This is a genomic window from Paenibacillus sp. Root444D2, from assembly GCF_001426375.1.
Taxonomy (GTDB): domain Bacteria; phylum Bacillota; class Bacilli; order Paenibacillales; family NBRC-103111; genus Paenibacillus_E.
The window spans coordinates 42,672-64,464 of sequence record NZ_LMEO01000016.1 but is presented as its reverse complement, the minus strand read 5'-3'; the positions used below and the strand labels follow the sequence as shown (position 1 = coordinate 64,464).

Annotated in this window: 12 protein-coding genes; 3 read left to right on the top strand and 9 right to left on the bottom strand. The window is 47.9% G+C overall.

Annotation, left to right across the window (positions count from 1 at the left end; genetic code table 11):
- Positions 1–16: 16 nt before the first annotated feature.
- From ASD40_RS11855 to ASD40_RS38560, 3 genes are all read left to right on the top strand, one after another.
- Entirely contained in the window at positions 17–1,363 is a 1,347-nt protein-coding gene (locus ASD40_RS11855; protein ID WP_057303493.1) for a glutamate-1-semialdehyde 2,1-aminomutase, read from the top strand.
- 1,645 nt (positions 1,364–3,008) lie between these two features.
- A complete protein-coding gene (locus ASD40_RS11845; RefSeq protein WP_200957402.1) occupies positions 3,009–7,547 on the top strand; it encodes a glutamate synthase-related protein in 4,539 nt (1,512 codons plus the stop codon).
- 145 nt (positions 7,548–7,692) lie between these two features.
- On the top strand, positions 7,693–7,818 hold the full coding sequence (locus ASD40_RS38560) for a DUF6254 family protein (protein ID WP_235549231.1): 126 nt from the start codon (positions 7,693–7,695) through the stop codon (positions 7,816–7,818).
- 121 nt (positions 7,819–7,939) lie between these two features.
- Here the strand turns inward: ASD40_RS38560 and ASD40_RS11840 are convergent, their stop codons facing one another.
- The 9 genes from ASD40_RS11840 to ASD40_RS11805 form a co-directional block, all read right to left on the bottom strand.
- Complete coding sequence (locus tag ASD40_RS11840; RefSeq protein WP_057303490.1) at positions 7,940–10,945, bottom strand: alpha-mannosidase; 3,006 nt, start codon at positions 10,943–10,945, stop codon at positions 7,940–7,942.
- A 191-nt stretch (positions 10,946–11,136) separates the two neighbouring features.
- Positions 11,137–12,279: a GntR family transcriptional regulator gene (locus ASD40_RS11835; RefSeq protein WP_057303489.1), complete on the bottom strand. Its 1,143-nt coding sequence runs from the start codon at positions 12,277–12,279 to the stop codon at positions 11,137–11,139.
- Positions 12,280–13,135: 856 nt separating this feature from the next.
- On the bottom strand, positions 13,136–15,430 hold the full coding sequence (gene helD / locus ASD40_RS11830) for an RNA polymerase recycling motor HelD (RefSeq protein ID WP_235549230.1): 2,295 nt from the start codon (positions 15,428–15,430) through the stop codon (positions 13,136–13,138).
- Positions 15,336–15,713 carry a hypothetical protein gene (locus ASD40_RS38190; protein WP_063870767.1) on the bottom strand — a complete coding sequence of 126 codons (378 nt, stop codon included), beginning with the start codon at positions 15,711–15,713 and terminating at the stop codon, positions 15,336–15,338. The genes helD and ASD40_RS38190 overlap by 95 nt, the downstream gene beginning before the upstream one ends.
- A gap of 210 nt (positions 15,714–15,923) precedes the next feature.
- Complete coding sequence (locus ASD40_RS11825) at positions 15,924–16,808, bottom strand: DinB family protein (protein ID WP_162251235.1); 885 nt, start codon at positions 16,806–16,808, stop codon at positions 15,924–15,926.
- Positions 16,809–16,872: 64 nt separating this feature from the next.
- Positions 16,873–17,535, bottom strand: a complete 663-nt coding sequence (locus ASD40_RS11820) for a bifunctional 2-keto-4-hydroxyglutarate aldolase/2-keto-3-deoxy-6-phosphogluconate aldolase (protein WP_056833998.1) — start codon at positions 17,533–17,535, stop codon at positions 16,873–16,875.
- Positions 17,536–17,564: 29 nt separating this feature from the next.
- Positions 17,565–18,542, bottom strand: a complete 978-nt coding sequence (locus ASD40_RS11815) for a sugar kinase (protein ID WP_057303487.1) — start codon at positions 18,540–18,542, stop codon at positions 17,565–17,567.
- A 638-nt stretch (positions 18,543–19,180) separates the two neighbouring features.
- A complete protein-coding gene (glpK, locus tag ASD40_RS11810; protein ID WP_057303486.1) occupies positions 19,181–20,692 on the bottom strand; it encodes a glycerol kinase GlpK in 1,512 nt (503 codons plus the stop codon).
- 168 nt (positions 20,693–20,860) lie between these two features.
- A complete protein-coding gene (locus ASD40_RS11805) occupies positions 20,861–21,721 on the bottom strand; it encodes an inositol monophosphatase family protein (RefSeq protein WP_057303485.1) in 861 nt (286 codons plus the stop codon).
- Positions 21,722–21,793: the final 72 nt, after the last annotated feature.

Sequence of the window (21,793 nt, the reverse complement as noted above, 5' to 3'; positions counted from 1 at the left end):
AGGAATGATTTTTCTAATGGAACGAAAACAATCCGAGCAGTTATATCAAGAAGCATTGAAACATATCGTTGGCGGGGTCAACAGCCCTTCCCGCTCATTCAAAGCCGTCGGCGGCGGCGCGCCCGTCTTCATGAAGCGAGCGCAAGGCGCACACTTCTGGGATGTAGACGGGAATCGCTTCATTGATTACCTCGCCGCCTATGGCCCTATCATTACCGGTCATGCGCATCCGCATGTGACCGAGGCGATTTGCCGCGCCGCTCAGAACGGGACGCTGTACGGGACCCCGACCGAACTCGAAATCGAGTTCGCCAAGATGCTGAAGTCGGCGATTCCTTCGCTCGACAAAGTACGCTTCGTCAACTCCGGCACAGAGGCCGTGATGACAACGATTCGCGTGGCGCGCGCCTTTACGAAGCGCACCAAGATCATTAAGTTCGCCGGGTGCTACCACGGCCACTCGGATCTCGTGCTTGTGGCGGCCGGCTCCGGGCCGTCCACACTAGGCACGCCGGACAGCGCGGGCGTGCCTGCGAGCATCGCGCAAGAGGTCATTACGGTGCCGTTCAACGATATTCCGGCACTCGAGGCCGCGCTTGCGCGTTGGGGGGAAGAGATCGCCGCGGTGATGGTGGAGCCCATCGTCGGCAACTTCGGCATGGTCATGCCCCATGCCGGCTACCTCGAGCAGCTCTGCGCAGCTGCTCGCAGATACGGTGCCCTCGTCATCTACGACGAGGTCATCACGGCATTCCGCTTCCATTATGGAGCGGCACAGACCTACCCCGGCCTCCCACTCGTGGAGGGCGGCATTTCCGAGGCGGCGGCGCGCTTCGCCGCCGTGGAGCCGGACCTTACGGCCCTCGGCAAAGTGATCGGCGGCGGGCTGCCGATCGGTGCCTACGGGGGCCGCAAGGCCGTGATGGAGCAGGTCGCTCCGCTCGGACCTGCTTATCAAGCCGGCACGATGGCGGGGAACCCCGCCTCCATCTCGGCCGGCATCGCCTGCTTGGAGGTGCTCCAGCAGGCTGGTGTCTACGCCAAGCTCGAGCAGCTTGGCGCAACACTTGCCGGCGGCATCGCAGAATCCGCCGCAAGGCATGGCATCGCCTTGACGCTCAATCGCATCGGCGGCGCCTTCTCCACCCACTTCTGTGACCATCCCGTCACGAATTATGACGAAGCACAGGATACCGACGGCGAACGCTTCGCTGATTTCTTCCGACTTATGCTGGAGCAAGGCATTAACCTCGCTCCGTCCAAATACGAGGCGTGGTTCATGACCATCGCCCATACAGATGAAGACATCGCTCAGACGCTCAATGCCGTTGACCAAGCTTTCAAAACCATGAAAATGCGCTAAGATGACGGGTTTGAAATTAGAGGTTAGAGGTTAGGTTTTACGGTCTGGTAGAGGGTTAAATGTTACTAGTTAGGTGCTATGAGTTATTAAAGTTAGATGCTACTAGTTAAGTGCTATGAGTTATTACGGTTAGATGCTACAAGTTAGCCGCTATGAGTTATTACAGGTTAGATATTACTTGCTAGGTGCTATGAGTTATTACGGGTTAGATGCTACTAGTTAGGTGCTATGAGTTATTACGGGTTAGGTGCTACTAGTTAGGTGCTATGAGTTATTACGGGTTAGATGCTACTAGTTAGGTGCTATGAATTATTACGGACTTGATGCTACTAGTTAGGTGCTATGAGTTATTAAAGGTTAGATGTTACTAGTTTAGTGCTATGAATTATTACAGGTTAGATATTACTTGTTAGGTGCTATGAGTTATTACGGGTTAGATGCTACCAGTAGGTGCTATGAGTTATTACGGGTTAGATGCAACTAGTTAGGTGCTATGAGTTATTACGGCTTAGATGCTACTAGTTAGGTGCTATGAGTGATTGCGGGTTAGATGCTACTAGTTAGGTGCTATGAGTGATTACAGATTTGGTGTTTGGTTTAATGGAAGGTATTTCGGGTTACGTAAACTAGGTCAAACTACCGAACAACATGAACCCACCCCAATCTCCATTGGACAATATCCAATGAAATCGACTTCCCCCCTCTAAAATCACAGATTTCATTGGAAAAAATCCATTGAAATCTGTGATTTTCCACTTTTTAAGGCACTTCCATTGGATTTTCTCCAATAGAACCATTTGATTCCCTGATAGATGCTCCACCCCAACTCCAGCTCCTGCTCTTGCTCTTGCTTTGCTCTTGCTTTGCTCTTGCTCCTACCCTTTGCTCTCATTCCTGCTCTAGCTTTTGCCCTGTCCTCTTGCTCTTGCCTGCCCTTGCTCTTGCTTTGCTCTTCTCCCTGCCCTGCCCTGCCCTGCCCTGCCCTTGCCATCGCTCTTGCTTTGCTCTTGCCCTATCCTCTTACTCCTGCCCAACTCATGCCCTTGCTCTTCGGTCACCATTCTAACAAACTCAACCACTTTCTCAAGCCTAAACAGCTCCAACTTCTATCACTACATGTCCCAGAAACGAACTATGATCCTATATGGATTCTAGTTCGTTCGTATTTTAACAGTGCCCTATGCCATGAGAAATATGGTTTTATTCACCAGTATGCAAAAAAGGTAACGCTTACATTTGTGATTTCGATCTGCAACTATTGTCGGATGATCTTTTTCATGCTATTCTAAGATTACTTTTACCCTTTTCGCGAAATGTCTTGTTTTCGCAGTATTTTCCTAGAAAGTTAGGGCATGATTTACAAATTCTTTGCCGATTTTTGTGTGTGATGCCTTACTTTATTACAGGTCGATTAGAGCCTCATTTTGAGGGGATTATTTCCTTAAAATTGGTATGCTATTCAATAATATTGCATTTTTATTCACATTCTTGCATATTTCGGTTTTGACCCCTTTGTGGGTAATTCCTTGAAAATGCTAGGGTTGCGGGCTCATCAATGCAGAATGCAAGAAGCGTAGTGCAAGAGGAGTTTAAATATGTATGGGAGGTGACGGTCAGGCGACTGACCAGAGCGATGAATGAATTGATGCGTAATGAAGGCCGTTTTCAAGATCTACTAGGAACCGAACACGACAGCTGCGGTATTATTTGTATTATTGAAAAGAATGGTCACCCTTCCCGTGATAACATCCAAAAAACGATTGAAGCCCTTGTAAAAATGGAACATCGTTCGGGTTTTATTAACGGTGAAGGCGATGGTTGCGGGATTTTAACGGATATTCCACGCGCTCTTTGGGAAAAGAAATTAACAGATGCGGGTCTTGAAGGCAAGCTTGCCTACGACAACCGTTTTTCTGTTGGACATATCTTTGTTCCACGCAAGCTTGACCTGACCGTTACCGAAATCCAGAATGGCATTCGTGAGCTCTTTGCTGCCCATGATGTTTCCATCATTCTTGAGCAAGAGAATCAAGTCGATAGCAGCGTTTTAGGCCCTAACGGCTTGAACGATGAGCCAACTTTCTGGCAAATCGCAGCGATTAGCAATAAAACAGAAGGCCAAGTGGCCGATCACCTTTTTGAATTGCACATTGCTATTGAAGATAAATATAACGTTCACGTTGCTACACTAAGCAATGTAACATCTGCATACAAAGTTTTAGGAGCTGCAAGCATTCTTCCTAAATACTTCAAAGATACGTGTGATGCTTTATTTGCTTCCCAAGTTACAATCGGTCACAACCGTTATTCCACTAACACCTTGTCCAGCTTCTTCCGTGTACAACCGTTCTCGCTGCTCGGGCATAATGGTGAAATCAACACGATTAAGAAACTTCGTATCGAAGCAGACATGGTTGGTGTTCCGCTCGTAAGCGGCGGTTCTGACTCTCAAGATATGAACAGAACGATTGAAACGTTCATTCACCGTTTTGGATTGTCCCTTTTCGAAGCGATGGAAATGGTATTCCCTCCTATTATTAATGAAATGAAACAGTTCCGTCCGGAACTTCAAGATTTATATGTGTACTACCGCCAAGTATGGGGCCATTTTGCACAAGGTCCTGCTGGTATCGTTTCTCGTTATGGCAACGAATGTATTTTCAGCGTGGATGCGCTTGGTCTTCGTCCAGTATGGATGGTTGAGAGCGATTCTTCCTTATACTTCTCCTCGGAGCAGGGTGTTATTACGGTTGGCGAAATGGTTGCTGATCCGAAACCAATTGCACCAGGTGAAAAAGTGGGTGTTGTACTGACACCAGGCGAACACGTTCAAGTTATTCCTTACCATGAAGTGCAAACACTAGTGTACGAGCGCGCAAGCAAACGTCTCAATATTGGCGGACTTCGCAAATATCTGAATCATGTCCCAACAGATACTCAAGCAGAGCTTAATGAGAACATTGTAGCGACTGACCAATTGTATAGTGCATTTGGTTGGGATCGTGACGGTATTCAACACATCGAAACAATGTCTGAAACAGGTGCAGAGCCTATCCGCTCCCTGGGTCACGATTCACCTCACGCTGCTCTTGCTTGGGAACGCCAGAACGTGCCTGACTTTATTAAAGAAAGCGTAGCGGTTGTTACGAACCCAGCGATTGACCGTGACCGTGAGATGGAGCATTTCTCCACGCGTATCATTGCCGGTACTCGTACTCCTGTTTATGCTCAAGTAGATAACAACCTGCGTCTTGAGCTTCTAGCTCCACTTGTACTCGAAGGTACGAATGGCGTAGATAGCGAAGAGCACCTGTCACAACCTTCTTATGAGCAATTGTTGGCTCTGTTCCGTGCACAAGGAGACAATGCTGTAGCCGTGCTTTCCAGTACTTTCGCTCGCGGAACTTCTCTAAGCGATGGCTTGGACGCTCTAGCTGCTGCTGCTATCGCTGCTGCCCGCAATGGCGCTGCACTGATCGTTCTTGACGATGCAGAAGCTCATCAAAATGACCGTTTGTGGCTTGAGCCGCATCTTGCTGTTTCCAAAATCGATATCGCACTTCGTGCGGAAAAGCTCGGTTTCGGCGACAACTTGCGCCGCCATGTTACTTTGGTCCTGCGTTCCGCTGCAATTCGCAGCTTGCATGATATCGCTGTTGCTTGCGGTCTTGGCGCAGACGTTATCTCACCATACCTGTTGTTCTCAACAGCTTCTGATAAAGAAGGCAATGCTGCAGCAGCACGTAAAGTGTATGCAGCACTGACGAAAGGTCTTGAGAAAGTTATTTCCACGATCGGTACTCATGAGCTTCGCGGTTACACACGCTTCTTCTCCTCCATCGGCTTCCATCCGGAAGTTGCTGAAGTATTAGATATCGTGAACTACCTCGGCAGCGAAAAAGCGGGAACTGGCTTTGCCCAACTCGAAGCTGATGCCGAATTACGTTATACAGACTACACAAATCCAAAAGCAAAAGCAGCGAAAAACTTCCGTTTCTTCCAACGTATGTGGAAAGCATTAGGCGACGCCGCTTCCGGCGCTGCTCCTTATAGCGACTACCGCGATAAACTGCGTGAAGAAGAGAAGAAGAACCCGATTTCCATTCGTCATATTGCTGGATTCAACATTAACAAAGCACTGAGCGAAGGCCGTAAGGCACTCGATCCGTCACAAGTTGATATCTCCATTGGCGGTCATTCCTTGCCGATGTTGATTTCTTCGATGTCATTCGGTTCACAAAATGAAACAGCTTTCCGTGCCTACGCTGAAGCCGGCGAACGCCTGAACATGGTTACCATGAACGGCGAGGGCGGAGAGATTAAAGATATGCTCGGCCGTTACAAAAAAACGCGCGGTGCGCAAGTCGCATCCGGACGTTTCGGTGTTAACGTAGAACTAGCTAACGCGGTTGCTTTCCTTGAGATCAAAATCGGTCAAGGGGCTAAACCGGGTGAAGGCGGTCACTTGCCAGGATCCAAAGTAACAGCGAAAATCGCTGCTGCTCGTAACGCAACCATTGGTTCTGACCTGATCTCTCCTTCTAACAACCATGATATCTACTCGATCGAGGATTTGGCGCAAATCATTTCCGAGCTTAAAGAAGGTAGCGGTCGTAAAGCGAAAATCATTGTTAAAATCCCGGTTGTACCAGGTATCGGTACGATTGCGGTCGGTGTAGCGAAAGCAGGCGCTGACGTAATTACGCTTTCCGGTTTTGACGGTGGTACAGGTGCGGCTCGTATTCACTCCTTGACGCACGTTGGTCTTCCTACGGAGATCGGTACGAAGCTTGCTCACGTTGCTTTGATTGAAGCTGGTCTTCGTCACCGCGTTGAGCTGTGGTCCGATGGCGGTCTGAAATCAGGTTCTGACGTTGTTAAAATGGTTATGCTCGGTGCGAACCGTGCAGGTTTCGGTAGTATCGCGATGCAATCGATCGGCTGTACAACTTGCCGCGGCTGTCACTTAGATACTTGTCATGTTGGTATTGCTACACAAATCGATTCCATGGAAGAAGCGGAAGAAAAAGGGCTTCGCCGTTTCGTACCTCGTCAATTCGACGTAGCTGTTGACAGCTTGGTTCGTTTGTTTGGCGGTATTGGTGAAGAAGTACGCGAAGTTGTCGCTTCCCTTGGTTTCAACAGCTTGCAAGATCTCGTAGGCCGTTCTGACTTGCTTGAGCAAATCAGCCACTTGGAGCGCATCGATCTATCTGACATTCTTCGTCCGGCTCCACTTCAGTTCATCTCTGATGCTGAAAGAGCAATGGAAGAAGCAGCTGTATCATCCGATATCCGAATCGCTGCAGGTGCAGAAGGCCTAGAATTCTTCCCAGAATCTTTGGCTCTTGATGCTCCAATCGTACGCAACTGGTCCAAAGTGGACGCCGAGTCCCGTATTCTGGGAGCTCGTTACTCCAGCCATCGCGTAAGAGATCGTTTCGACGGCAGCTACGATGAATTACCGACAGTTGCGCTGAACTTGATCGACGGTTCCGTACCAGGAAACGGTCTGGCTGCCTTCAATGCTCGCGGAGTAGACATTACTGTTCACGGCGGCGCTGAGGATGGTCTTGGTAAAATGGCCTTCGGTGGTAAAGTTGCCATTGTTAAATCACTTGGCAAAAACAACACCTTCATCAACGGCAGCGTTGGTAAATCGTTTGGTTACGGCGCACAGAAAGGCTTATTCTTGATTCAAGGCAGCGCAGATACACGTGCTTGTATCCGTTTCTCTGGTGCAGACGTTGTATTCGGTGGAGAGATTACAACTCCACTTCGTGATGAGCTTGGCGGACTTGCCGCTCGTGCGAACCTCAAAGGCTTCGCGTTCGAGTACATGACTAACGGCCGTGCCGTGGTTATGGGCGATCCAGGTCCATGGATTTGCGCTGGTATGACAGGCGGCGTGATCTACCAACGTCTTGTTCCAGAAATGGGTCTAGATCAAGCAGCAATCGAACGTCGTATTGCCAAAGGCGCGAAAGTAAAACTTGAAACCATTGGCGTACAAAGTAAAAAAGATCTTACTGAATTGCTCACAGCTTACCACGCTGAGCTTGCTAAATCCGGTCAATCCGATGCAGCTGCAAAAATCGAAGGTTTGCTAAGCAATCTTGAAGCTAACTTCATCCGTATCTCCCCGGTCAACATGCAAGCTGACCAATCCGTTGCTACGGAATAGATCATCCAAAAGCTCCACAGGACCTTCGCTGGTCTTGTGGAGCTTTTTTTCATGGAAAGAGTTTGCATCGGTGCATAAAATAAGCTCAACCATCGCATTTTATTTAATGCAGCACCCATCCGCATACCATAGGAGGTTTTTAGCTATGAGCCACTCGAAACGCCGCGATGAAGCAGCATGGAAAAGCCGCAAACAAGCTCAGCATCCACATGGTAAGGTGAAGTCTCTGGAGGAATTCGCCAGTGAATATGAAGCGGAACACAAGAAGTAAGTAACTCCCCCTCTCCCGTCGAAAGAGGGACCAACACAAAGAGCCCGGTCATCTCGTTTCTAGTGAAACGCGGTTATCGGGCTCTTTGGTATCGATATATTTGGAAGAGCTAGCTCGGCACTTAATGTAACAAGCGGATGAGTACGGTTTTAATCTCGAACGGTGTAAAGGAAAGCTGGTAGTGTCCTTCATCGCCGCTCAGCGACTCTAATGGGTTTTCCATCAAATCTGCTAGCACTGCCTCTCGGTGAGGAAGATGAACCGAAAGCTTGATATCACCATTCGCTCCCGACGTTTCGTAAAGCCGAACTACGAGAGCGTCTTCGTCCTCCGCTTTTTTCACCGCTTCAATCATGACTTTGGCGCCTTCAATCTCAAAACCGGAATACTTCTTCGGCAGTCCGCCTTCTTCTGCGCTAGCCAGAACCGCGGATATCGGAGCATTTAATTCATAGCCTTGCTTGTAGACTTCCGCCTCAATGAAATCCCCTTCATGCGGCAATATGGCGTATACGAACTGATGGCGCGCCCTGTCGCAAGTTGGATCGGGGTACGATGGACTGCGAAGTAAGTTAATATCCATAACGTTGCCTTTAACACTATAACCATACTTGCAATCGTTCAAAAGAGCGACACCAAAGTCCGGTTGGGAAAGATCGATCCATTGATGAGCGCAAATTTCGTCCTTAGCGTAATCCCACAACGTATTTTGGTGAGTCTGTCTTTTGAGATGACCAAATTGAATTTCGCAATTCACTTGATCGGCATACACGTTGACTGGGAAAGACGCTCGCAGCATTTTGCTATCTTCCTGCCAGTCGACATCCGTTTCAAAATCGATTCGTTTGCTGCCCGCCGTCAGAATAACTTTCTGTGTGAGTACTGACTTGCCGTAGTGATACTCCTGCTCAACCACTGCTTTGGGTCCGTTGACGTAAGCTTTCGATTGCACAAGCTTCATCTGCGCAGGCTTCGTTCCCGCATAATCTTCAGGGAAATCCCAAGCATCGCCGTCATCATGATAAATGGATAACACGTTCCCTGCTTCACCGGCAGCGACTACTTCACGACCCAACTCTTTATCCAAGATCGAAAGAATGCTTCCGTCCGCACCAAACGCAATCTTGATCAATTCGTTCTCTAGTGTATCGCTCATTGACGTTACTTCGAATGATGATACAAGAGATAAAGCAGCCGAATCTATAACCTGATAGCCCATTGCAGGAATCGTTACCTGCATCCATTCATTGTCCAACTGCATCCATTCGCGGCGCTCCCATGGAAGGGAGTTGAAGATGACCATCGGACGTTCTGCTCCCTGCGTCCCTATGGAGGATGCAAAGCCGCGGTACATTTGATCGGTTAGCTCCGTTACTCTAGCTAGTAAAATTTCGTATCGTGCAAGGGATTCATCGAATACACGCTTAATAGAAGAACCAGGCAAAATATCGTGGAATTGGTACAAAAGCACTTCCTTCCAGATCGTTTCAAGCTCCTCGGACGGATATTCGTTGCCGTACGTGAAATGAAGAGAAGCAGCGAATTCCAGCTCTCTCAACGCCTTCTCAATTTTCCGGTTAAATCGTTTATTGCGAGCCTGACTGGTGAACGTCCCTTGGTGCTTCTCTAGGTAGAGCTCACCTTTCCACGTCTTATACTTCTCTTTATTCATAGCCAGCTTCTCAAAAAAGTTCAGGGCAGGCTCCTGTTTCACCGGGATAAGCCCTTGTAGATTTTGCTCGCGCTGAAGGCGCTCTAAGTGCTCTTCTCCTGGTCCGCCGCCGCCGTCTCCGATTCCGAACACGACAAGGCAATGGTCGGATACGTTTTTATCCAAGTAATCCCTTTCGGCTTTGAGAATCGACCTTGGCAGCGCAGGGCCATTGTAGGTATCTTCTGGCGGCAAATGCGTCAACACGCGGCTTCCGTCAAGTCCTTCCCAGAAAAACGTATGATGCGGATGATCATTATGAACGTTCCAGGACAGCTTCTGCGTCATCACATAATCTACCCCAGACTTCTGCAGAAGCTGCGGCAAGCTAGCCGAATAACCAAAGATATCGGGAACCCATAGCATCTTCATATCTTGACCGAATTCCTGCTGGAAAAAACGTTTCCCTAAGAGGATTTGCCTTACAAGCGCTTCTCCTCCCGCAATGTTGGAATCCGGCTCAACCCACATGGCACCTTGCACTTCCCAGCGTCCTTCCGCTATGCGTTCTTTGACCTGAGCGTATAACTTCGGATGCTGCTGCTTGATCCACTCGTATAATTGAGGCTGACTGGCTCCGAATACATAATCGGGATACTGCTCCATCATCCGCAGTGCAGTGGCAAAAGTCCGAGCCCCTTTGCGGTAAGTCTCACGAATAGGCCACAGCCACGCCAGATCGATATGCGCATGACCAATTGCAGTAGCCGTCAGTGTTGGATCCCCGCCCTGCTTGCTTAATGACGGAGCTAGAATACGTCTAGCCTGCGCCACGTTCTCATCGCACATATCCCTGAGCAATAGATGAACGTCATAAAGGGCCTGAAGGATACGTGCTCTTCTTGCTGATTGATCCTCAAGATGCTTGGCCAGATCGAACAGCACCTCATAATCGTAAAATAGCTGTCTCGTTTCCTCACTGCAGATGGCTATTTGAGCCTCCTTCAGCGTTCCGCTCCGGTAACGCCCAAACAAATCGTTATTGCCAGCGTCAGCCCAGAGATCGATAACTTCTTCCCCCGTTGCGGTAGATACGACCTGCACGACCCGTTTGCCAGGCAAGCCAAGCGTTAAGTCAAACTCCGAGTTCACGTTTGTGAGCCCTTGCGTCGGTGTTCCTTCCTCATCGACAAGACATAGCTCTCCGTTGACATCAATCAGCAGCACGACCTTGCTTCCCGCAGCCTCTCGCGGCACTTGACCCTGGAAATGAAACCAGGCACAGTCCCACAGTTCTCCCCATTTCTCTCCCGGGCGAACTTCAAGACACTGTCCCGACATTCTTTGCTCGAAGGTTACGGGCTCCTTCGTTACGTATGCGATGGCCGAAAGAGGAGCTACCGGCAGGTAAATATGATTTTCGATTCGATCTAGCGTTTGCTTAAGGGTTTCCAGCTTTATTGGGGTGTATGGCATATAGGCTGCACCATCCTTCGATCATTATGCTTGAAGATAATGTTTATTGTTATACGCCTTGGTTTGATTATAACTATATAACACTAATAAATATATCATATATATCAATTATTTCAATGTTTTAAGAAGAAAAATACAAGCAAAAAAACTGACCTCGGCTGCAATGCCAACGATCAGTCTCATTCGTTCTCTTATTCTTGCGGAAGTACTGGACCCGATGTCTGTTTGATAACCAATCTCGGCTCCAAGACCACTCTGCTATTTTTAAGTTGAGTTCGATTCCCTTTTATAGTGTCCATAATCAGTTCTCCAGCCCTAGCCCCTATTTCGCCCTCGTTTTGGTCGATATATGTGAACAGACTTAGCTCATCCATCATCGGACTCGGATTATCAAAGGTCACGATGGACAAATCTTCCGGCACGCGGAGCCCTTCACGCTTGGCGATGGACAAAATATGTACACCTAGGTTTCCGTTCAGCGCAATGTATGCGGTTGCCATCCGGTTCTTGATAAACCGATATAAAGGGTGCTCTTGATTAACAGATGAAAGCGGGGATGCAAAATCCGTCAAGAATAAGGCCGGGTTGATCATCTCGCCTTTATCCCTGAGTGCGCTGATGTAGCCATTCACCCGATCTTCCACGGATACCGTGGGTTGAGGCGAATCGGAACAAATTGCGATGTTGCGGTGACCAAGGTCCCACAAGTGATCTACAGCCAGTTTAGCTGCCAGCGCGCTGTCGGAATAAACCGTGTTCGTCTCCACGCCAGGCAAATATCTGTCAATGAGGACAAAAGGATAGTCCGTCATTTTGAGTGTAATGATTTCCTCATTATAGACTTCAGCATCCACTGGAAAAATGATCAGGCCAGCTACTTTATCTTTCAAATCCCGAATGATTTCCTTTTCCCGCTCCTTTGAATTGAAAGAGAACATCATTAGCAGCGCGTAGCCGCTATTCTCAAGAACGGAAGTAATGCCCCGGATCAACCGGATAGCAAAAAAATCATCAACGAATGGAAAAATAAGCCCGATCTTCGGACGATCCGAGTGATTAACGGACGGCGTTTGAACGGCAACTGTCTTCGCAGTTGGAATATAAGTTTCTGGAATACCCTTAACAAAGGTCCCCCGCCCCGGAATGCGGTAAATCCAACCTTCCCGAGCAAGCTCATTCAACGCGTTGGCTACCGTGATCCGGCTTACATTAAACTGTTCGAGAATTTCCTTCTCGGTCGGAATCTTGTCGTCTTCTTGCAATTTTCTAGAGCTGATCAGTTCTTTAAAATGGTTTTGAATCTGAATATATAGCGGTTCCCTGTCTGTGCTCATCCTACTACAAGCCTCCAAGATTACTCTCATATATAGTTATAAAGATCTCATATCAAATATAGCATATTGCCTTAAGCATTTCCAAACCATTTCTGTCAAAACCCCGTATGATAAAAAGAAATTTATGTATTCTATTCATTTATAATAATTTGTTATATAGTATATATTGTTTATGTTTTTTGGACTTTATCCGAAGGGAGGAAATATGACAGATACACGAGGTCTTCATGCTGGATGAGTAGCTGATATGGATCTCGCTTCAACTTGCGATTACTCGTAATTCCACATGTTCAAATCAACCGCCATGTCGCCATCGTCGTAAGCCTATTCGATCCTTTTGAGAATGCAGGAGCAGGCGAAAGCGGAGAACTGATTGGATAAAAATAAAAATAACCCTTTTGCAAACCTTGCAGAAGGGTTATTCCTTATGTGAAGCTCCTTTTTCCATGGTAAAAAGTTGCTGTGGGACGGAATTGTTGTATTTTCCGCAACAATTCACACGCCTAAAGGATATTTTGCAACTTGTTGTTGCAGTCTGTACAACATTCCCGAGTCCATTTGGTGCGAAATGACCTGTATCGGACAAAATTGTTGTACATTATGCAACAACGAAGGGAGAGAGGCGTGATTTAGGCAGCAATTGTTGCACTTTTTACAACATCATTCAGCCGCAAATGCGGATTCATTCATCCTGCAACCTTTATTGAGCATATATGACGATTGATCCCAATTTAAGATACCTCATAAAGAACATAACCTCACCTCTTTCATAGTTCCAGTAGAGGTAAGGCCTGCAAAGTCACCAAAAGAGGTAAAGCTGCAAACTCACCAAAAGAGGTAAGGCTGCAAACTCACATTAAACCAGCTCATACGTATCTTGCGGTTGATCCGTGATAAAGCTGCTTGGCTCGCCTAGCGAGAACATACATAGCTCGTGCATAGCCCGGGTGCAAGCGGTGTAGAACAGCTTGCGCTCGTTTTCATGTCCGTACTGATGACGGGAACCGTCATAGATGAGTACGGCATCGAATTCTACCCCCTTCGCCAGATACGAAGGGATGACGAGCACGCCCGACTCGAAGGTCGGGCTATGTTTGGTGATGAGCCCCAGTGGCACTTGCAGTTGGGGCTCTAGGGCTTGGTGCGCGAGCTTGCTCTCGCTCGCGGTTTTGGCGATGATCGCGATGGAGGCATAGCCTTCGCCTAGCAGCCGAGCAATCTCGGCTGCCAGCAGGCTATGCAGCGATCCGCGATCGCTGACCTTGATCACCCGCGGCTTTGCGCCGCCGCGGGTGAAGGGCTCTATGGCATCGCCGCCAGGCACGATGCCGCGAGTGAACTCCACGAGCTCACGCGTGGAGCGGTAGCTGCGGTGCAAACGGATAACCTCCGTTTGCTCCGGCCCATACAGAGCGGCGATCGGATCGATTTCACTGTACGCGGAAGCGTGCGAATAGATCGCCTGGTTGAGATCTCCTAGCGCTGTCATCCGGCAGCGCGGGAAGAGCCGTTTCAGGTAGGCCAGCTGAAACGGAGAATAATCCTGCGCCTCGTCGATGATCACGTGGCGTACGGAGCCGTTCGTCTGGAAGCCGCAGACCGCTTCCATCAGGTATAAGAAAGGCGTCGCGTCCTCATACGGCAGACTGGCCTCCGCCAGCTCCTTCAGCGTCCGCTCGCAGATTGCCGACCAATAGGGCGGCTTATTCTCTATAGAATTCCTCTGATTCCTTAGCTGACTCTCTTGATTCTCTACAGGACTCCTCTGATTCCCTAGCTGACTCCCTTGATTCTTTATAGGACTCCCCTGTTTCTCTAGCTGACTCCTCTGGTTCCCCAGTTGACTCCCTTGATTCTCATTAGGACTCCGCTGACCCGCCTTCACTTCCTGATCGGCTTCCTCTTCACGAATCTCATCACGAAACAATTGCCCATACAATCCACTCAGATCTACAAACTTAAGCCGCTTCACAGCGTCCCGCACTGGTTTCAAATGCTCCTTGATAACGATGTGTGCAAGCAGAACTCTCTCCTGATCAAAATCATCAAATGTGGCTCCCTGACCCCGCTCTATTTTACGCAGTTTTAAATAAGCAAGATGGTAATCTTCACTACTTAGAAGCTCAATCTCCTCATCGACCCAAGCTGCTTCCAGCTGAAGCTCTGCAAAGATCTCTAACTGTTCCAGAATCCAGCCCCGCATCAATTCCAATCGGTTCGGCAGCCGAATGGCCGGATCATAGCTGTAAAACCGCTCTACCAATCGAGCAGCGCTCAGCACTTCTTTTTCACGAAACTTAATAGGGTTAAATAGCATATCTGTATGCATCAACCGCTCCTGATAAGCATGAATGACAGCAAGGAACTCCAGCGAAGACTTGTAATGAATTCCGCTTAAACGAGCATTGTAAGCACATTCCTCATCCCGTTGTGGGATAATCTCCTCAACCGTCTCTCCTTTTCCAGATGAACGCCCCCTAGCTAACACATACTCTAATTGCGTAAATGAGTCCTCCACATCAAACTCTTCACCCAAACGATGCTCTAAATAGGCCTGATAGGTCGTTTGCTGCATATTTTCTTCGCCTAATTCCGGTAATACCGTGGATACATAGTGATTGAAAAGCGGATTTGGTGAAAATAGCACCATCTGGTCAGAGCTTAGCTGATCTCGGTGCTTATATAGTAAGTAGGCGACTCTTTGCAGAGCAGCCGAAGTTTTCCCGCTACCAGCTACCCCCTGCACGATGAGCATTCGTGCTTTGTCGTTTCGAATAATGCGATTTTGTTCTTTTTGAATCGTCGCCACGATTGTCTTCATTTGCGCATCAGAGCTTCGACTGAGCACTTGCTTCAGCAACTCGTCTCCGATCGTCACTCCAGTATCAAACATCAGCTGAATATGGCTATCGCGAATGACGAATTGACGTTTCAACAGCATCTGTCCTTCTATCATGCCGTTCGGTGTTGTAAAGGCTACTTCCCCGGGCGCATAATCGTAATAAAGGCTGGATATGGGAGCTCGCCAATCATAAACCAGGTAGTGATCCTCCTGCTCATCCAAAAAGCCAGCAATGCCTAGATAAATGGCTTCTCCTTGTCTCTCGTGCCGCTCGATGAAATCGATACGACCAAAATAAGGGGAATTCACAAGTCTTTTTAACTTTCCTAAAGATGCTGTTGCCTGTCGATGAGTACGTTCGCTCAGAAAGCACCTCCGCTTGCTGCCGCATACTTGCGATCGATTCAGCCGCATCTTCTGTCGTACTCATATCCATCGTGACTTCATCCCAATAATGCTTGCGAATCTCAACAACATCCGATTGAACCTTGCCAACCTCATCCTCTAACCCTGTAATTCTGATGCGCATCTTTGCTGTTACTTCTTGAACTCTCTGTTCCTCATCTGCCCAATACTGCTCAGTTAAATTCATTAAAACACCTCTTTTCAGACCATGTAAAATGCAAATTTGACACGAAGGCTGTCTTGATGCTATAATTATATTAGGATAATAATGTTATTTAATACATTTTTTCCTAATCAATCTTTATCATATCAATTTGCCTGCCTAAAATCAACAAATAAACCCAAGAGCTTGTGCGCTTGGGCTTTTCTTCGTTTTTATAGAATGCCGTAACCGAAATTAACATCCGTGAAGTTCACGAATTCGCTCCACCGCCCGTACATGGTGCCTAGCATGTCCTGCCATCATTTTGAGCAAGCTTGCAACCGACTCTTCGCGATTATTTGTAGTTATAACTGTGCGCTCAAGCGCACCAGGCAAATGTTCACATAATCCAAGGATATGCTGTCTCAAACTACGAAACAGCTGCACTTCGTTTGTAATTGGCCTCGCCGCATAATGAAGACTAACACTCCAATCGTCCTGCGAAAAACGATTTCCTTGGTAGGTACGGCCCGGCTCTGCTAGGGCAAATTTCACTTTGTGAATCGTGACTAATTCCAAATCAATCAGGTGCAGCACTTGTTCACGAACCGACCATTTGCCCGGTGCTTCCGTTAAATTGAGCTGCTTTTCAGACAAACCATCTACAGCACATTCCAACTCGTCTATTCCTTCAGCGTACATCTTCGTAATTTCATCGTCAGAAGCAAATAGTTCCTCCCAGAAAACGAAGGTATACCCATCAACGGCGGGAACGAAAACCTTACGAATATGCCCCTTTTCTTCTTCTTTTCTCAGCTCATTCCATCCGTTTTCTTGTAAGCTTTTTTCCACTTCGTTAACGGAGCTAACTCCTATATAAACGAGATCCCCCGCTCGCGGACTGAAAGGCTTTGGCTGCAACCAACGAGTTAAGTAAGCCTCTAGTACTTCATGCTCCTGCTTGGTTAGCTGACCTCTCTGAACCATAACAACTTCATCGTTCAACCAAATGCGAATCAACGCTGCATGGCCCGCAGGAGCTTCCTCCACCAACTCCCAACCAAGCTGTCTTGTATAAAAAGACACCGACTTCTGAAGATTATCGACCTGCAGCAGCAGCCTCGCTTTGCCATGACTCATAGTTTCTTTTCCTTTCATCAAAAAAATACGCTCCGTCATCATTTCGACGGAGCGTACGGATTTCCTACTTCTTGGCCGCTTTGTAGGCCTCGATATATTGAGCTGCCTTGTCAGCAACAAGGCTGTAGTTACGGGTTTTGACGGCTTCGCTAGTCAAATCAGAACCAATGCCGACAGCAACGGCGCCGGCCTGGATCCACTCGCCGAGGTTGCTCAGCGAGACGCCGCCGGTCGGCATGATGTTCGCCTGCGGCAGCGGACCTTTAATGGCCTTAATCATCGCGGGCGAGTAGAGATTGCCCGGGAAGAGCTTAACGATATCGACGCCGAGCTCAAGCGCCGTCTGAATCTCTTGAATCGTCATGCACCCTGGCATGACGGGCACTCTATAACGGTTGCAGAGCTCAACCGTTTTCGGGTTAAGCGATGGGCCGACGACGAACTCGGCCCCGCTGAGGATCGCGGCACGCGCCGTCTCGGGGTCAAGGGCTGTGCCCACCCCGATGATCGCGTACTTGGCCGCGTCCTGCGCTGTGCTCGAGTAGCGCTTCGCGAGCTCCTCGATCGCGCGCAGCGCGAAAGGCACGGTCATTGTGACCTCGATGACCTTAATCCCGCCGGCAATGGCTTGATCGGCCATTTCCACGACTTCTTCTGGCGTATCGCCACGTAGAACGGCAACGACACCTTCACTTGATATTTGTTGGATAAGTTTAATTTTTTTCATTAGAATCTACACCTTTCTTTTTCAAGCATTTAACGTTCTATATGTTTAACATCGTTAAGTACGGCATCCACTTGTTCCCAAGTCGGAGCGCCTTCCCAGTCTCCCTCGGTCTGAACGATCAGGGAGCCCACAAGGTTGCCGATGCGCACGGCTTCCGCATATTCATACTCTTTTAACAAGCCAACCAAAAAGCCCGCACAGAACCCATCACCCGCTCCAACGGTATCGACCACATGCTCCGCTTTGAAATAAGGAACTGCTGTAACGCTGTCAGAGGTTACGACGTACGTCTCATTTTCCCCGCCTTTGACGATGGATATCGCTGATAATTCACGCAGCTTGCTCACGATAACATCCCAGTCCTCTGTCTGGTAGAGCAGCTTCAATTCATCTAAACCAGGTAAGAAAATATCAGACAGCTTAGCTAGTTCTAACAGCACGGGACGTGCCTCTTCCACACTCCAAAGCTTCAAACGCAAATTAGGATCAAAGCTGACCTTGACGCCATGCTTACGAGCCATTCGAACAGCTTCGAAAGCCGCCTCTTTACAAGATTCGCTTAAGGCAGGAGTGATGCCTGTGATATGCAATATTTTGGCCCCAGCGATATAAGCCTCATCCAGATGCTTCGCACTCATGTGACTAGCAGCTGAATTTTTACGATAGTAGTAAACAGACGTTTTACCCATTAGTACTTCGCGCATCATCAGTCCCGTAGGCGCTTCTGCTGTCAGCTCAGCGCGTGAAACATCGACGCCTTCACCACGGATTTTTTTGAAAATCATGCGACCTAATGGATCTTTGCCTAACCGTCCAAACCAGCCAACCTTGCAACCAAGGCGCGATATGCCAATAGCAACATTACTTTCGGCACCACCAAACAAGCTATGAAGCTCAGATGAGTACTCCAGTCCCTTGCCACTGGAAGGCATGAGCAGTGCCATCGTTTCCCCAAAAGTAATGATATCTGGGCCAGATCCTGAATGCGATTGTGTATTTGCTGTCATAGAAGCTCTCCATCCATTTCCCGATCACGCCTGTACGTGTCCAGTTAATTAATTGAAACGTTTAAATATACGATATACCTCATATTATAGTCCATGTTGAGCGTTTACACCAGACTTGACTTACCGTGTTAATAGCTCGAGAACCTCGATCAAGTGACGGATAATTTCAACAATCTCTCTCCCGTTCTCCCCCCTTCTGAAAGCTGCCTAGATAAGCGAATTTTAAAAAAAAGTAAGTTTGTAAAGGTTATTTCATAGAAAGTTACGCCGAAGACGTATATGTTTAAACTATCGATAGTCCAAGTTGTATTTTGTGCAACAATACACCTTCCTTACGCCAGAGTAGCCTGCTATTGTTGTGTTTCGTACAACAATTCGAGCTTAAAACGCCAATTTCTGAGCGATTCGCACCAAAATGTTGTACTCGGTACAACAAAAAGCCAATTTGTCCAAAGAAACCGCCGGATTGTTGCACAAAATACAACAGTTCGACGGGCAAGAGATAATCTCTAGTCGGAATCGCAGCATTCGGAGTACTCAGGCCAATCAGGCAACCACAATTGATCCGTCTCATTGAAAAATACAGAAAAAAGAAAGCCACATTGTGACTCTCTTCTCCATGCTTTGCATCTATTCGATTAGGCCAATTGCTCTTTCTTCTGTTTATAGCCCATTGTTGCTTGAACCGCTGCTTTCCAGCCTTCATATAACCCATCGCGCTCAGCAGATTCCATGGTTGATTCGAACGTACGCTCAATCACTTTGTTCTGGATAATATCTTGCTTGCCTGCCCAGTAGCCAACAGCTAGACCAGCCAGATAAGCTGCGCCTAGCGCTGTCGTTTCCAGTACACGAGGGCGATCTACAGCTGCACCTAAAAGATTCGCCTGGAACTGCATCAGGAAGTTGTTCGCCACTGCGCCTCCGTCAACCGCCAGCTTTTGTAATTGGATGCCCGAATCAGCTTCCATTGCTTCCAGCACATCTTTCGTTTGGTAAGCTAAGGATTCTACCGCTGCACGTATAAAGTGGTCCTGCGTCGTTCCACGCGTCAACCCAAAGATCGCACCCTGAGCTTCCATATCCCAGTAAGGTGCACCTAGTCCTACAAAAGCAGGCACAAGATATACGCCGTCTGTGCTAGCCACATTCGTTGCATGCTTCTCAGAATCAGAAGCCTTCTCAATAAGTTTAAGACCGTCACGCAGCCACTGAATTGTAGCGCCCGCAACGAAAATGCTGCCTTCAAGCGCATACTCCACTTTACCATCCAAGCCCCATGCAATCGTAGTCAACAGTCCGTTTTGGGAAGCAACAGCTTTGGAACCCGTGTTCATAAGCATGAAACAGCCTGTGCCGTAAGTATTTTTGGCCATCCCTTCTTCGAAGCAAGCCTGGCCGAACAATGCCGCTTGCTGGTCACCAGCGATTCCGGCAATCGGAATTTGAACTTCGAACAAACTTTTGGACGTCGCACCGTACACTTCACTGGAAGGACGCACATCGGGCAGCATGGATGCAGGGACATTCAGCATGTTAAGCAGCTCTTGATCCCATTGCAATTCGTGGATGTTGTACATCATCGTTCTCGATGCGTTGGAATAGTCTGTCACATGGACCTTACCATCGGTCAATTTCCAAATAAGCCAAGTATCGATGGTGCCGAACAACAATTGGCCGTTATCGGCTTTTTCTCTAGCACCTTGTACGTTATCCAATATCCATTTCACTTTCGTACCGGAGAAGTACGCATCAATGAGCAATCCTGTTTTCCGACGCACTTTAGGATCAAAGCCCTGTTCCTTCAGCTCATTACAAATGTCCATGGTTTGTCGACTTTGCCAAACGATTGCGTTGTACACGGGTTTGCCCGTAAGTTTATCCCAAACAACAGCTGTCTCGCGTTGGTTCGTGATCCCGATAGCTGCAATTTGGTGCGGATGCACATGATTTTGGACCAAAACTTCTTTGAGCACCTCAAGCTGCGTCTCCCAAATCTCCTCGGCATTATGTTCAACCCAACCTGGCTTCGGGTAAATTTGTGTAAACTCTTTTTGAGCAACACCCATAATGGCACCGGATTTATCAAATAAAATAGAACGAGAACTCGTCGTTCCTTGATCTAATGAAAGCACATATTTCTTTTCCATGGTTATCAGCCTCCAAAAATATATAAAAAAAAACAGCAAGCTATTCCAAATGCACGCATGGTAACGTACGATTTGAAATAAACTTGCTGTTCTCCTAAGCTCCGCAGCTAAATTAAATTATAGTCTTATATTACTTTAAATAGCTTGATTGTCAACAATAAATCGAGCTTACAAACCTGTCGCTCCCGCTCCAGCCAATTCCTGCTGAAGTTCGTCATGAATATGACCATTGGTAGCAAGCACATTTCGCACGGCAAGCTTGTATGGATTCCCAGCCGTATCGCTCACTTTACCGCCGGATTCTTGAATCAATAACGAGCCTGCAGCAACATCCCATGCACTAAGACCAATCTCCCAGAACCCGCTTAATCGTCCTGCTGCGACGTAAGCCATATGCAGCGCTGCTGATCCGCCCGAGCGAAGATTTCTTACCTTCGGTGCCAAAGCCAGCGTCCCTTTAAGATTGATCGGGAGCGCGCCGTCACGGTCCGCAGGAAAGCCGGTTGCCACCAAGCTCTCGGATAGCTTGCTATCGAGCGAAACCGTCGTCTTATTACCATGCATATAGGCGCCTTTCCCTTTTTCTGCGACGAACAGTTCATCACGAGAAGGGTCATAGACGACACCTACGATAATTTCACCCTTATGTGCCAGCGCAATCGAAACCGAGTAGAACGGAAAGCCGTGAACGAAGTTCGTCGTCCCATCAATCGGATCCACGATCCAGAGATACTCCTCCTCACTCATCGCTTGAAGTGCTTTGGCCGAAGCCGCTGGTCCAGGCTCCACGCCTTCCTCACCAAGAATGGAATGGTCTGGAAAGTGAGTCATAATCAAATTACGAATTAACTTCTCAGAACCTTTATCGACCTCAGTGACCAAATCTTGCGAGGAGTACTTCGTATCCACGCTATTAATGTCCCCCAGCTTGCTCTTAATCCATTGCCCAGCCTTGGCTGCCGTATTAATGGCCACCGCTGTAAAGCTCTTACTGCCCACCACGAAAGGCTCCACCTTACTATCAACCATTTATATCAACTCTTTCTTTTCATTAATTTAATTAGTAACTCCAGTATAGTAAATTATACGTTTTAAATACTA

Bases quoted from the DNA above. Each gene is read 5' to 3' on its own strand.
- ASD40_RS11855 (WP_057303493.1), top strand. From the start codon at position 17: ATGGAACGAAAACAATCCGAGCAGTTATATCAAGAAGCATTGAAACAT.
- ASD40_RS11845 (WP_200957402.1), top strand. From the start codon at position 3,009: ATGCGTAATGAAGGCCGTTTTCAAGATCTACTAGGAACCGAACACGAC.
- ASD40_RS38560 (WP_235549231.1), top strand. From the start codon at position 7,693: ATGAGCCACTCGAAACGCCGCGATGAAGCAGCATGGAAAAGCCGCAAA.
- ASD40_RS11840 (WP_057303490.1), bottom strand. From the start codon at position 10,945: ATGCCATACACCCCAATAAAGCTGGAAACCCTTAAGCAAACGCTAGAT.
- ASD40_RS11835 (WP_057303489.1), bottom strand. From the start codon at position 12,279: ATGAGCACAGACAGGGAACCGCTATATATTCAGATTCAAAACCATTTT.
- ASD40_RS38190 (WP_063870767.1), bottom strand. From the start codon at position 15,713: ATGAATTTAACTGAGCAGTATTGGGCAGATGAGGAACAGAGAGTTCAA.
- ASD40_RS11825 (WP_162251235.1), bottom strand. From the start codon at position 16,808: ATGAGTCATGGCAAAGCGAGGCTGCTGCTGCAGGTCGATAATCTTCAG.
- ASD40_RS11820 (WP_056833998.1), bottom strand. From the start codon at position 17,535: ATGAAAAAAATTAAACTTATCCAACAAATATCAAGTGAAGGTGTCGTT.
- ASD40_RS11815 (WP_057303487.1), bottom strand. From the start codon at position 18,542: ATGACAGCAAATACACAATCGCATTCAGGATCTGGCCCAGATATCATT.
- glpK (WP_057303486.1), bottom strand. From the start codon at position 20,692: ATGGAAAAGAAATATGTGCTTTCATTAGATCAAGGAACGACGAGTTCT.
- ASD40_RS11805 (WP_057303485.1), bottom strand. From the start codon at position 21,721: ATGGTTGATAGTAAGGTGGAGCCTTTCGTGGTGGGCAGTAAGAGCTTT.